Raw genomic sequence first — 13,014 nt, 5'->3', positions numbered from 1 at the left:
CCCGCAAGTCGATGCGCTCCAACCTGATCGCCGCCCTGATCCTGATCGTCGTCGGCCTGTTCTTCCTGGCCAAGAACCTGGGCTGGATCAACGGCAACATCGGCTCGATGCTGGCCACCTGGTGGCCGGCCATCCTGGTGGCCGTGGGCATCGGCATGCTGTTCGGGCGCGGCAAGTAGGCCCGGGCCGCCGACGCAAACACGAAGGGCGCGGAATTCCGCGCCCTTTTCGTCTGCCGCAGTCCCCCGCTCAGGTACGCGGCAGGGTCACCCCGGTCTGGCCCTGGTACTTGCCGCCGCGATCGCGGTAGGACGTCTCGCAGACATCGTCCTTGTCGGCCTGGAAGAACAGCATCTGCGCCACGCCCTCGTTGGCATAGATGCGTGCCGGCAGCGGCGTGGTGTTGGAGAACTCCAGGGTCACGTGACCTTCCCACTCCGGCTCCAGCGGGGTCACGTTGACGATGATCCCGCAGCGCGCATAGGTGCTCTTGCCCAGGCACACCACCAGCGTGTCGCGCGGGATGCGGAAATACTCCACCGTGCGCGCCAGCGCGAACGAGTTCGGCGGGATGATGCACTCGTCGGCCTCGATGTCGACGAAGCTCTTCGGGTCGAAGTGCTTGGGGTCGACGATGGTCGAGTTGATGTTGGTGAACACCTTGAATTCGCGCGAACAGCGCACGTCATAGCCGTAGCTGGAGGTGCCGTAGCTGACGATGCGCTGGCCATCAAGCTGCTTGACCTGCCCGGCTTCGTACGGCTCGATCATGCCGTGCTGCTCGGACATGCGGCGGATCCAGCGGTCACTCTTGATGCTCATTCGACGTTCCTGGTGGCGATGGAACCCGGCCCGCGGGCCGGAGGGAGGGCGATTCTAGCCCAAGCCCGGCGCCTGGCATGGCGCCCGGGGGTGGTAGCGGCCGCCGGCTCAGACCAGCGAGGAAACGATGGGAATGCCCGCCCGCGGGCGCTTGCCCAGCTCCTCGACCATGCGCCGCGCCGCGGCCACATAGGCTTTGGCGGCCGCCGAATCAGGCGCCGCCGCCACGATCGGCGTGCCGGCGTCGCCCTGCTCGCGGATGCCGATCTCCAGCGGCAGCGAGCCCAGCAGCGGCACCCCGTACTGGGCGGCCATGCGCTGGCCGCCGCCTGCGCCGAACAGGTGCTCGACGTGGCCGCAGCTGGAGCAGGTATGCACCGCCATGTTCTCGATGATGCCCAGCACCGGCACTTCGACCTTCTCGAACATCTTCAGCGCCTTGCGCGCGTCCAGGGTGGCGATGTCCTGCGGCGTGGTCACGATCACCGCGCCGGCCACCGGGATCTTCTGCGCCAGGGTCAGCTGGATGTCGCCGGTGCCCGGCGGCAGGTCGACCAGCAGGTAGTCCAGGTCGTCCCAGCGGGTGTCGTTGAACAGCTGGGTCAGCGCCGACGTGGCCATCGGCCCGCGCCAGATCATCGGTGAGTCCTGATCGACCAGGAACCCGATCGACATGGTCTCCACCCCGAACGCCCGCATCGGCTCGATCGACTTGTTGTCCGGGCTCTCCGGGCGCCCGCTGAGCCCCAGCATCGCCGGCATGCTGGGCCCGTAGATGTCGGCATCCAGCACCCCCACCCGCGCGCCCAGTTGCTGCAGCGCCACAGCCAGGTTAACCGCCGTCGTCGACTTGCCGACCCCGCCCTTGCCGGAACCCACGGCGATGACGTTGCGGATGCGGGGATGGGGCGAAAGGCCCTTCTGGACGCGGTGGGCACCTGCACGAATGGACTGACTCACCAGCAAACCTCTACGCTGAAAAATGCGTCAACTATAGCGCGCCGGCTGCCCTCGCCCCTCTGTCGCCCAGCAGGTCCACCCACACAATATTGCGCAAAAATTAAAAAAATCAATAACTTAAGAAGAACGCATGACCCACCAACAGGGCCAGCACTGAAACATTGAGACATAGAGTGCAATTGCACCAACTCTTCGTTAAAGTCCGGTTACGCTCAGCTTCGTCGGGCTCGAGGGTCTGGATATGACCCTCACCGGGCCCCCCAAGCCAGGCAGTCACTTTCAGCCACGCAGGGGATACATAAGTGAAGACCCGTAACACGAACTCCTTCAAGCGCAGCACGCTGACCAGCGCTTTGCTGACCGCGCTTCTTGTTCCAGCCGCAGCAATGGCCCAGGACGACACGCCTGCCGCTAAAACGCTCGATAAGGTCACGGTAACGGGCTCGCTGATCCCACAGACCCAGATTGAGACCGCCACCCCGGTGACCGTCATCAGTGCCGAGGACATCAAGGCGCGTGGCTTCAGCTCGGTCACTGAGGTGCTGCAGAAGAACTCCATGTCGACGGGTGGCGTTCAGGGCGCCCAGACCTCCGCATCTTTTACCCAGGGCGCTGAAACCGTCAGCCTCTTCGGCCTGCCGCCGGGCTACGTCAAATACCTGATTGACGGCCGCCCCATGTCCAACTACCCGGCGCTGTACAACGGCAGCGACACCTTCAACAACATCAGCGGCATTCCGGTCGACCTGATCGAGCGCATCGAGATCCTGCCGGGCGGCCAGTCTTCGCTCTATGGTTCAGACGCTATCGCCGGCGTTATCAATGTCATCCTGAAAAAGTCTATGGATGGTGCGGTATTCACGATCCGTGGCGGCGGCTACTCAGAAGGCGGCGGCGGCAGCTTCCGTGCCAGCATCGCCGATGGCTGGACTTCGGCCGACGGCCGGGTCAGCGTCCTTGGCGGCATCCAGCATGAGGAGCGCGACCCGATCTGGGGGTATCAGCGCGATCTGACCAAGCAGTTCAATCCGAATGGTTATTCGCCCGCGCTGGCGAGCCGTGATTTTCTCGTCTACAGCCCCTTCACCAGCTACAAATTCCTTGACCCGAACAACTGCCAGAACGTGACGGGCCTGTTCGGTGGAACCGAGGGCCTGCAGAACCGCCCTGGATTCGGCGATGGCAAGTATTGCGGCTCGTTTAACACCGCTGGCTACCGCACGATCATGAACGAGAAGACTTCGACGCAGGCCTATATCCATGGCACGTTCGACGTCAATGACAACATGCAGTTGTACGCCGATGCGCTCTACAGCTACGACCAGGTCAAGTACCACTCCGGTTCGGGCTATCTCTGGTGGGGCACTGGTGCCGATTTCGGCTATTTCTACGACCCGAACCTGGACGATCTGCTGAATTTGCAGCGCGCCTTCGCTCCGGAAGAAATGGGCCCAGGTGGATTCAACAACACCATGTCCCGCGACAAGAGCAAGTCGTTGCGCGTGACGTTCGGCGCCAAGGGCGTGTTCGGCGGCTCGAACTGGGATTACGACCTCGGCGGCACCTACACCGAGTACAAGCTGGATGAAAACAGCTTCGTTCGTTATGCCGAGGCAGCGGACAACTTCTTCATCAACCGTGTACTTGGCCCGCAGCAGGGCCTGGACCCGTACTACGATGCATATCCGGTCTTCACTCCGAACTACGCGGCGTTCTACCGGCCCATTACTGCCGAGGAATTCGCCAGCTTCACCGGCCGCGCCATTACCAAGAGCAAAACCTCGGATAGCATGATCCGCGCCCAGGTGACCAACGGTACGCTTTTCACCCTGCCGGGTGGCGATGCCGGACTGGCCGTTGTTGCGGAATTCGGCAAGCAGAAGTGGGACTACAACCCGGACCCCGGCTACCTGGATGGTTCCATCTGGGGCCAGACGTCCGTTGCTGGCGGCGGTGACCGTGACCGCTATGCCGTGACATCCGAGCTGCGCCTGCCGATCTGGGAGCCCCTGACCATCTCGCTGTCGGGCCGCTATGATGCATTCAAGGCCGGAAGCCGCACCATCGACAAGCCGACCTACGCCGTGAGCTTCGAGTATCGCCCGTTCGATTCGCTGCTGGTTCGCGGCAAGTACGGCACTGCCTTCCGTGCCCCGACACTCTCCGATCTGTACCAGGGCAATAGCGGCTATTACAGCTCCGTCCCTGACTACTATCAGTGCTCGAAGATCGGTTTCGGCCCGGACAATATCGATGCCTGCCCCGCGGCCCTTTCCAATCGCCAGTTCTTTGGCACCCAGTCTGGCAACGTGGGCCTGAAGCCGATCAATGCTGATGTGTGGAGTGCCGGCGTGGTCTGGTCGCCGGTCGACCGCATGGCCCTGACCGTTGACTACTTCAACTGGGACATCAGCGATGAAGTCACCCAGCAGAGCGCCAACGGCCTGTCCCTGCAGGATTATCGCTGCCGTACCGGCATCGATGACATCAACTCGCCGCTGTGCCAGAGCACCCTGTCGCAGGTTACTCGCAACGCCGCGGGTATGATTACGTCGATCTATACGCCCAAGATCAACGTCTCCAACCAGCAGTTGGAAGCCATCAACGCATCGTTCAATTACGGCTACGATTTCGGCAGTTGGGGCGACCTGAACTTGCGTACCAGCTTCACCCAGAAGCTGCGCCACAAGTACCAGCAGTATGCCGAAGACAGCTACGCCGACCTGCTCAACGATCCCTACTGGAGTGCGGATCCGAAGCGCAAGGCGGACGGCTCGCTGACCTGGCAGAAGGGCGACTTCTCCGCGACGTGGTATGTCAACTGGTTCGATGCGACGCCGAACTACGCGGCAACCATCAGCGACAAGGGTTACGCCGGCAACAGGGCGCAGAAGTTCGGCTCATACAGCCGCCACAACGCCAGCGTCTCCTACCGTCTGTTCGACGGCATGGACCTGTCGCTCATGGTCAACAACGTATTCAACAAGATGCCGCCGTATGACTTCTCGTACCCTGGCACCTCGAGTGCGCCGTACAACTCGTACAACTTCGACGTATATGGCCGTGCCTATTACATCGAAATGCGTTATGCATTCGGCAACAAGTAATTAACTGCACCACCTTCAAAAAGGCCCCGTCCGCGTGACGGGGCCTTTTTCATTCCAGCCCTAACGAGATTTGATTTGGCGCTTTTTGCAGGAAAGCGCGTACCCAATGGATCAACCTGCCACAGGCAACGGAACTGCTCGATGACAACGCAGGATCATCGCCCAACACATACTCGGCACCTTGCAGGACGAACTGCCACCCGGCTTGCATGGGAATAACTAGCCACCGCCTACGGGGGAGGCCAATCCATGGAAGAAGCAGCACTGACAAATAATTCCCACCATGTTTGGTGCTGCAAGTCATTCCAGCAAAAGCAGGAAGCGACTTACGTCACATCCGCCATCTCCAGCAGCTGCCGCAATGGATCAATGGCCTCACCATAACGCTGCCAACGCCCCATGTACTCCCTGGTCAATTTGGAGCGCACCTGCACGACGCTGGCAGTTGCCACTGGCGCGCTGTTCTCCTCGAAGCGCAAGCAGGCATCCGTCCATTCCAAGCCACAGAATCCGATGATCCTGCGCGTCTCACTCTCCTGCTGCTCGACCAGCTTCTCATAGCGGACGACCAGTACGCGCTCCCCAAGCCGTTGGCACCAGTAGTCCATCAACCGATCAAACATCAAGTAGTAGCGCCCGGTGTCCAGCAGATCAAAAGAATAGTCATAGACGGAAGAACTCAGGGAGAAAAGCTGCCTGAAATTACTCAGGCATGTATCGACAGGGTCACGCCGCAACAGGATTATCCGCGCCTTGGGCAAGGCCTTCGCAATGTGCCCGACATATAGAAAATTATGGGGCAGCTTGTCGACGAATCGACGCGCCCCAGCCGTCCCGGGCAGCGTCGATTTGACATAGCCCTCTCCCAAGGCCTTCCAGTCCATACTGTCAATCGCTGTCAGCGTCGCTACATCAGTGACCGCATTGGTCCTAGTGCCCGAAAGGCGCTTGACCATCATCGGGAAATTCTGCAACTCACCAGCCGAGTAGACATCAGGATGACTGGAAATAATCCGCTCTACCAGCGTGGTTCCGCTGCGTGGCATACCCAGCACAAAGATCGGCTCATCACAATCCGCCCCGCCCTCGAAATCGTCAACGCCGTCAAATGCTTTTTGCAACCCCTCGAACAATTTCAGATCGGCTTCAGAAACATAGTTACGGAGCGCTTTCTGTGAGCTCTTTGCCCGAACATAACTGGCAAAGGCAGCGGGATAATCACCGACATCCTCCTGCTCCTTAGCCAATGCAAGATTTACATACAAACATCCTTCCGCACTCCGCTCTGCGGCCTTGGCTACCCGCTCGTACAGAGAGATATTATTGCAACCACTCCCCCAACGTTTGACATTCGCCAGCGAGGTATAGGCACGCCAATAACCCGGCGCCAACTCAAGGCACTCCCTGTACTCGGCCTCCGCCTCTTCGGCTCGACCGGAAAAGAGCAGTGACGTTCCATAGTTGTAACGAAACGTGGCCTCATCCGGCACCATGAGCACCGCTTTTTCAAACAACGCCAACGCACGTGCATGCTCGTTGATACGAGTAAAGACGACGCCCAACGTATCCAGCGTATAGGCATCATCTGGTTCAAGTCGTGCCGCATGGTCCGCGTAGCTGTGCGCCTCCTGGAAAGCACGCAACGAGACCAATAGCCGCGCCATCTGTGTCGCATAGTCAGCACGCCCAGGACTGAGCTGGGTCGCACGCCGCAAGTGAACAACAGCAGCCGGCATCTGCCCCAGTTCCATTGCCGCCACACCAGCAACAAAATGTACCCCGCCATGCTCTCCAGACATTTCAAGAACACGCTGTGCTATCGCCCATGCCTGCCGCCATTCTTTCCTGTTCAGCGCCGCCACGGCCTGCCGGTAAAGCTCTACCACCTGCTGGTTCATCAAATCACCTGAAAAAATCCATCGCCATATAACGTGGCCTACATGCGCATATCATCAGCGCCCCCGAAGTATCTCCCGCGCCGCATTATGCCCCGGCGCCCCGGTCACGCCGCCGCCGGGATGGGTGCCGGAACCGCACAGGTACAGCCCGGGGATCGCGCCGCGGTAGTTGGCCTGGCCCAGCATCGGCCTCGCGCTGAACAGCTGGTTGAGGCTCAGCGCGCCGTGGAAGATGTCGCCACCCACCAGGCCGAAGGTGCGTTCCAGGTCCAGCGGGCTGAGGATCTGCCGGCCCAGCACCGAGGCGGCGAAGCCGGGGGCGTGGCGCTCGACGGTGGCGATCATCAGGTCGGCCACCTCCTCGCGGTGGTCGTCCCAGCTGCGCCCGTCCGGCAGCTGCGGTGCCACGTGCTGGCAGAACAGGCTGGCGACGTGCTGGCCCGGTGGCGCCAGCGAATCGTCCAGCGTGCTGGGAATGAGCATCTCCACCACCGGCTCGCGCGACCAGCCGTGGCGGCGCGCGTCCTGCCAGGCACGGTCCATGTAGTCCAGGCTCGGGGCGATGATGATGCCGGCGGTGAGATGGTCGCCCTGCCCCGGCAGCACGCTGAAATCGGGCAGCCGCGACAGCGCCACGTTCATGCGGAACGTGCCCGAACCGCAGCGCCAGTTCGCCATCCGCTCGCGGGTGGCCGGGGGCACGTCCGCCGGTTCCAGCAACCGCTCGTACAGCAGTTTTGGATTCACGTTGGCGACCACCGCGCGGGCGGGGATCACCTCGCCGCTCCCCATCACCACGCCGGTCGCCCGCCCTCCTTCCACCAGCACCCGCTCCACGCCGGCGCCGGTGCGGATCACGGCGCCGGCCTCGATCGCCGAACGCGCCATCGCCTGGGTGATGGCGCCCATGCCGCCGATGGCATGGCCCCAGGCGCCCTTGACCCCGTTGCTCTGCCCGAACACGTGGTGCAGCAGCACGTAGGCGGTGCCCGGCGCATACGGGCTGGCGTAGTTGCCGACGATGCCGTCGAAGCCGAACAGCGCCTTGATCGGTTCGCTTTCGAACCAGCGGTCCAGGTATTCGGCCGCGGACAGGGTGAACAGGTCCAGCAATTCCTGTTTCAAGGCGATGTCCAGGCCCTGCAGGCGCCGCCCCAGCTGGCCGGCCTTCCACAGTTCCGGCAGCGCATGCAGCCAGCCGCCGCCGGTCACGTTCGGCGGCGGCTGCAGCGCCACCGCGCGCAGCACGTCGGCGAAGATCTCCAGGCGCTGCTCGTAGGCCGGCAGGCGTTCGGCATCGCGGGCGGAGAACTTCGCCACTTCCAGGCCGGTGCGCCCGCCGCCGGCCAGCAGGTAGCGGCCGCCGGGCAGCGGCAGGAAATTGTTGATCCGCCGCGGCACCACGCGCAGGCCATGGCGCTCGAGCTGCAGGTCCTCGATCACCCGCGGCTGCAGCAGCGACACCGTGTAGGACGCCACCGAATTGCGGAAGCCGGGGTGGAATTCCTCGGTGACCGCGGCGCCGCCGACCACCTCGCGCCGCTCCAGCACCAGTACCCGTTTGCCGGCCCTGGCCAGGTAGGCCGCGCACACCAGTCCGTTGTGGCCGCCGCCGACCAGGACCGCATCCCACTGCCGCGAAGCGTTGTCTGTCATCCACCCTGTATATCACTCCGCGGCAGCCGCCGGACCCGGCGACCGGCATGACCTTCGACACCCTTTCGGCAACGGTTACAGGCGTATCTTCTGCGCACGCCCCGTGATCGGGGTCTCACCCATGCACCGAATCCGGCCCGGAGGCCTCCTGTGATCGTTCGCAAACCCCAGATTCTCCTGCTGACCCTGGCCGTCTCGGCCGCGCTGGTCGGCTGCAAGAAAGAAGAAGCCCCGGCCGCGGCCGCCACCGCGCCGGCCCCCGAGGCCGCCGCCGAACTGAAGCTGGACGAGTCCAAGCTGCCGGCCTACAACGCCTTCAGCGTGGCCGACCTGGATCCCAGCAAGGACGCCTGCACCGACTTCGGCGGCTACGTCAACGACAAGTGGCTCAGCGCCAACGAGATCCCGGGCGACCGCACCAGCTGGGGCGCCTTCACCATCCTCGACGAGCGCTCGGTCGCCGTGCAGCACCAGCTGGCCGAACAGGCCGCGGCGATGAAGAACGCGACCGGCGTGGAGAAGATCGTCGGCGACTTCTGGGCCTCGGGCATGGACGAAGCCAAGATCAACGCGCTGGGCATCACCCCGCTGAAGGCCGACCTGGAGGCCATCGACGCGCTGGCCGACAAGGACGCCATCGCCAACTACCTGCGCACCAGCGCCGCCAAGGGCGAGAACGTGCTGTTCGGCTTCGGCCCCGAAGCGGACTTCAAGAACTCGTCGATGAACATGGCCTACGCCAGCCAGGGCGGCCTGGGCCTGCCGGACAGCACCTACTACACCGACGCGAAGAAGGCCGACAAGCTCAAGGCCTACCAGGCGCACGTGGCCAAGGTGCTGGAACTGTCGGGCGTGGCCGCGGCCGACGCCGCCAAGCAGGCCGAGGACGTGGTCAAGTTCGAGACCCGCCTGGCCAAGGCCTCCAAGTCCAGCGTCGAGCTGTCGCGCGATGTCTCGCTGTACTACAACCCGGTCACCGTGGCCGACGCCGACAAGCTGACCCCGAACTTCAGCTGGAGCAAGTTCTTCGAGGCGCAGGGCATCGCCGCGCCGGAGAAGTTCTCGCTGGCCATCCCCGGCTTCCACCAGGAAGTGAGCAAGATGCTGGGCGACACCGACCCGGCCGCATGGCGCGCCTACCTGCGCTTCCACACCGTCGATGGCGCCTCGCCGTACCTGAGCGATGCGTTCGTGCAGGAGAACTACGCGTTCTACGGCAAGGAACTCAACGGCCAGAAGGAAATCAAGCCGCGCTGGAAGCGCGTGCTGGGGACCATCGAGAACGACGCCGGCGAAGCCTTCGGCCAGATGTACGTCAAGGTCGCCTTCTCGCCGGAAGCCAAGGCCAAGATGGAAGAACTGGTGAAGAACCTGGCCGCGGCGCTGAAGGACCGCATCCAGAACCTGCCGTGGATGAGCGCCGAGACCAAAGCCAAGGCCATCGCCAAGTGGGAGACCTTCACCCCGAAGATCGGCTACCCGGACAAGTGGCGCGACTGGAGCGGCCTGCAGACCAGGCACGACGACTACCTGGGCAACATCCGCGCCGCCAACGCCTTCAACTACAAGTTCGCGTTGTCCAAGATCGGCCAGCCCGTCGACAAGACCGAGTGGGGCATGACCCCGCAGACGGTCAATGCCTACTACAACCCGCTGCAGAACGAGATCGTGTTCCCGGCCGCCATCCTGCAGCCGCCGTTCTTCGACCCGAAGGCCGACGACGCGCTCAACTACGGCGGCATCGGCGCGGTGATCGGCCATGAGATGACCCACGGCTACGACGACCAGGGCAGCCGCTTCGGGCCGACCGGCAACTTCGAGAACTGGTGGACCGAGGCCGACGCCAAGGGCTTCTCCAGCCTGACCGGCAAGCTGGTCAAGCAGTTCGACGAGTACAAGGTGGGCGACCAGAACGTCAACGGCTCGCTGACCCTGGGCGAGAACATCGCCGACCTCGGCGGCCTGGCCACTGCCTACGACGCCCTGCAGAAGGCCAGCGCCGGCAAGGAAGACCCGAAGATCGACGGTTTCACCCGCGACCAGCGCTTCTTCTTCAACTGGGCCACCGTGTGGCGCACCAAGTACACCCCGGAGAACGCCAAGGTCCGCCTGGCCACCGACCCGCACGCCCCGGCGCAGTTCCGCGCCATGGGTGCGCCGTCGAACCTGCCGACCTTCGCCGCCGCGTTCCAGTGCAAGGCCGGCTCGCCGATGGTCCGCACCGGCGACAAGCAGGTGGTGATCTGGTAATCGGCCAGCGCACCACGCGCCAGCCAACGAAGGCCCGGGATTTCCCGGGCCTTTCGTTTTTCCACGCGCCGCGCACGCACGAAGGCGCCACGCGCGCGGCGCCGACGCAACCGCGGCGCCTGCCTGCACTGGTGGCGTGGCACGCTCCTCCGTCTGCGCCGCCCGCTGCTAAACTCCGCCCACTTTCAGTCCTCGACGGATCCGCTGCACATGCCCACCCTCCGCCCGCTTTCCCTGGCACTGGCCTTTGGCGTGGCCGCCGCGCTGTCGGCGCCTGGCGCCGATGCCGCGCGCAAGAAGGCTGCCCCGCGCGCGCCCGCGGTCAGCCCCGCCTGCACCGACTTCTACGAGCAGGCCAACGCAGACTGGCTCAAGGCCAATCCGGTCCCGCAGGTCGGCGCCGTCACCGCGCTGGGGCAACTGGCCGACAACGCCCGCACCCAGCAGCGCCAGCTGCTGGAACGCGCGATGACCGCGCCGCAGGGCAACGTGCAGAAGCTGCTGGGCGATTTCTGGGCCAGCGGCCTGGACGAAGCCGCGGTGGAAGCCGACGGCTCCAAGCCGATCGCGCCGCTGCTGGGCCGCATCAATGCGATCAAGAAAGCGAAGGACATCCCCGCCTCGATCGCCGCGCTGCACCAGGTCGGCATCCCGGTGGCGTTCAACTTCGCCCCGGACGTCGACCTCAAGGCGCTGGACCGCCACATCGGCTACTTCATGCAGGGCGGTATGGGCCTGCCCGACCCGGCCTTCTACACCCGCACCGACGCCGACACGGTGGCGCTGATGGGTCGCTACCGCGCCTACGTGAAGCAGATCCTGGCGCTGACCGGTACCCCGGCCAACAGGCTCGACGCCGAGTCGGCGCTGGTGATCCAGCTGGAGACCGAACTGGCGCGCAACGCGCAGCCGCTGGCCGGCATCAACAACCCGTTCAACAACTACGCGCCGGTCTCCACCAAGGACCTGAACAGGCGCTACCGCAACCTGCAACTGGACGCGTTCCTCAAGGCGCAGGGCGTCAACGACGACCTGGTGTCGCTGTCCGATCCGGCGCTGTTCCAGCAGCTCAACGGCATGATCACCCGGCTGCCGGCCGAGCAGTGGAAGGCCTACCTGCGCTGGCGCGTGGGCGATGCCATGGCGCCGTACCTGTCCAAGGCCTACCGCGACGCGGAATTCGAGTTCCGCGGCCGCGTGCTGCGCGGCCAGGCCATCGCGCCGGCGCGCTGGGAACAGGTGCTCGACGCGATCAACGTCGCCGCCGGCCCGATGCTGGGCCATGAATACGCCGCCGCCCATGTCAGCCGCGACGCGCTGCGCCAGGCCGGGCTGATGGTCGACCAGATCCGTGAAGCGCAGATCGCCGCGGTCAAGCGCAGCACCTGGATGAGCGCCGAGGCCAGGAGCGAGGCCGAGGCCAAGCTGGCCGCGCTGAAGATCGAGATCGGCAAGCCGCTGCGCGACCTCGACTACACCGTGCAGCCGATGGGCCGTGGCAGCTTCGGCGGCAACATGCTGATCGCCTCAACCTGGCGCCATGCCCAGGAAATGAAGCGCATCGGCAAGGGCAACGCCGACCGCCGCTGGGACGTGCTGCCGCAGCAGCCAGCGCTGTCCTATGACCTGGCGCAGAACCGCCTGATCGTCACCGCCGCCGCGCTGCAGGGGCCGATCTTCACCGATGCCGACGGCCTGCCGGGCAAGTTCGGCGCCTACGGCGGCCTGGTCGCGCATGAGATCAGCCGCGCGATCGACGCCAAGGGCGCGCTGGTCGACGCGAAAGGCGAGCTGCGCAGCTGGTGGACGCCGGCGGACAAGAGCGCCTGGACCCTGATCGGCAACCGCGTCGCCACGCAATACGGCGCTTACCCGTTCCCGGGGGTGAAGGACGCCAAGGTCAACGGCGAACTGACCCGCGACGAGAACATGGCCGACATCTCCGGCGTGGAGATCGCCTGGGAGGCGTTCGCCGCCGCGCAGCCGGACGCCAGCCCGGCCGACCGCCAGGCCTTCTTCCGCGCCTGGGCATCGCTGTGGCCGCAGCAGCTCTCGCCCAACGAGGCGGTGCAGCGGCTGGGCGCCGAACCGCGTGCGCCGGGCCGCTGGCGTACCAACGGCCCGCTGGCCAACCTGCCGGCCTTCGGCGCGGCGTTCCAGTGCAAGCCCGGCCAGCCGATGCAGCGCACCGACGCGGAGCAGATCCGGATCTGGCGCTGACGCCCTCCTCGACCCACGAAAAAGGCGCGGATTTCCGCGCCTTTTTTGTTTCCTGCCCGGTAGAGGCGGGGCTCGCCGCGCATGACCCCTGGATGACGCCT

Annotated in this window: 8 protein-coding genes; 4 read left to right on the top strand and 4 right to left on the bottom strand. The window is 64.5% G+C overall.

Annotated elements, in window-relative coordinates:
- Positions 1–11 precede the first annotated feature (11 nt).
- Positions 12–179, top strand: coding sequence for a DUF5668 domain-containing protein (locus MKP15_RS04030; RefSeq protein ID WP_162838910.1), 168 nt, complete (start codon positions 12–14; stop codon positions 177–179).
- Positions 180–249: 70 nt separating this feature from the next.
- Here MKP15_RS04030 and dcd read toward each other — a convergent pair whose 3' ends face one another.
- Entirely contained in the window at positions 250–822 is a 573-nt protein-coding gene (dcd, locus tag MKP15_RS04025) for a dCTP deaminase (RefSeq protein ID WP_054666666.1), read from the bottom strand.
- Positions 823–930: 108 nt separating this feature from the next.
- Complete coding sequence (gene apbC / locus MKP15_RS04020; protein ID WP_240211850.1) at positions 931–1,782, bottom strand: iron-sulfur cluster carrier protein ApbC; 852 nt, start codon at positions 1,780–1,782, stop codon at positions 931–933.
- 386 nt (positions 1,783–2,168) lie between these two features.
- Between apbC and MKP15_RS04015 the strand changes: the two genes are divergently transcribed.
- On the top strand, positions 2,169–4,889 hold the full coding sequence (locus MKP15_RS04015; protein ID WP_240212075.1) for a TonB-dependent receptor: 2,721 nt from the start codon (positions 2,169–2,171) through the stop codon (positions 4,887–4,889).
- A 326-nt stretch (positions 4,890–5,215) separates the two neighbouring features.
- On the opposite strand, the gene MKP15_RS04010 is transcribed toward MKP15_RS04015, so the two are convergent.
- Complete coding sequence (locus tag MKP15_RS04010) at positions 5,216–6,787, bottom strand: sulfotransferase (RefSeq protein WP_240211849.1); 1,572 nt, start codon at positions 6,785–6,787, stop codon at positions 5,216–5,218.
- 54 nt (positions 6,788–6,841) lie between these two features.
- Positions 6,842–8,443, bottom strand: a complete 1,602-nt coding sequence (locus MKP15_RS04005; RefSeq protein WP_240211848.1) for an NAD(P)/FAD-dependent oxidoreductase — start codon at positions 8,441–8,443, stop codon at positions 6,842–6,844.
- Between the two features lie 153 nt (positions 8,444–8,596).
- Between MKP15_RS04005 and MKP15_RS04000 the strand changes: the two genes are divergently transcribed.
- Both MKP15_RS04000 and MKP15_RS03995 read left to right on the top strand, forming a co-directional pair.
- On the top strand, positions 8,597–10,693 hold the full coding sequence (locus tag MKP15_RS04000) for a M13-type metalloendopeptidase (RefSeq protein WP_240212074.1): 2,097 nt from the start codon (positions 8,597–8,599) through the stop codon (positions 10,691–10,693).
- 210 nt (positions 10,694–10,903) lie between these two features.
- On the top strand, positions 10,904–12,913 hold the full coding sequence (locus MKP15_RS03995) for a M13 family metallopeptidase (protein WP_240211847.1): 2,010 nt from the start codon (positions 10,904–10,906) through the stop codon (positions 12,911–12,913).
- Positions 12,914–13,014: the final 101 nt, after the last annotated feature.

The sequence above is a fragment of the Stenotrophomonas sp. Y6 genome (assembly GCF_022436665.1).
GTDB classification, from domain to species: Bacteria; Pseudomonadota; Gammaproteobacteria; order Xanthomonadales; family Xanthomonadaceae; genus Stenotrophomonas; species Stenotrophomonas acidaminiphila_A.
Note: the sequence above shows the minus strand (reverse complement) of the source record. Positions and strands in the feature narration are given on the sequence as shown.

Coding starts and splice junctions, on each gene's coding strand:
- MKP15_RS04030 (WP_162838910.1), top strand. CDS start 12: ATGCGCTCCAACCTGATCGCCGCCCTGATCCTGATCGTCGTCGGCCTG.
- dcd (WP_054666666.1), bottom strand. CDS start 822: ATGAGCATCAAGAGTGACCGCTGGATCCGCCGCATGTCCGAGCAGCAC.
- MKP15_RS04015 (WP_240212075.1), top strand. CDS start 2,169: ATGGCCCAGGACGACACGCCTGCCGCTAAAACGCTCGATAAGGTCACG.
- MKP15_RS04010 (WP_240211849.1), bottom strand. CDS start 6,787: ATGAACCAGCAGGTGGTAGAGCTTTACCGGCAGGCCGTGGCGGCGCTG.
- MKP15_RS04005 (WP_240211848.1), bottom strand. CDS start 8,443: ATGACAGACAACGCTTCGCGGCAGTGGGATGCGGTCCTGGTCGGCGGC.
- MKP15_RS03995 (WP_240211847.1), top strand. CDS start 10,904: ATGCCCACCCTCCGCCCGCTTTCCCTGGCACTGGCCTTTGGCGTGGCC.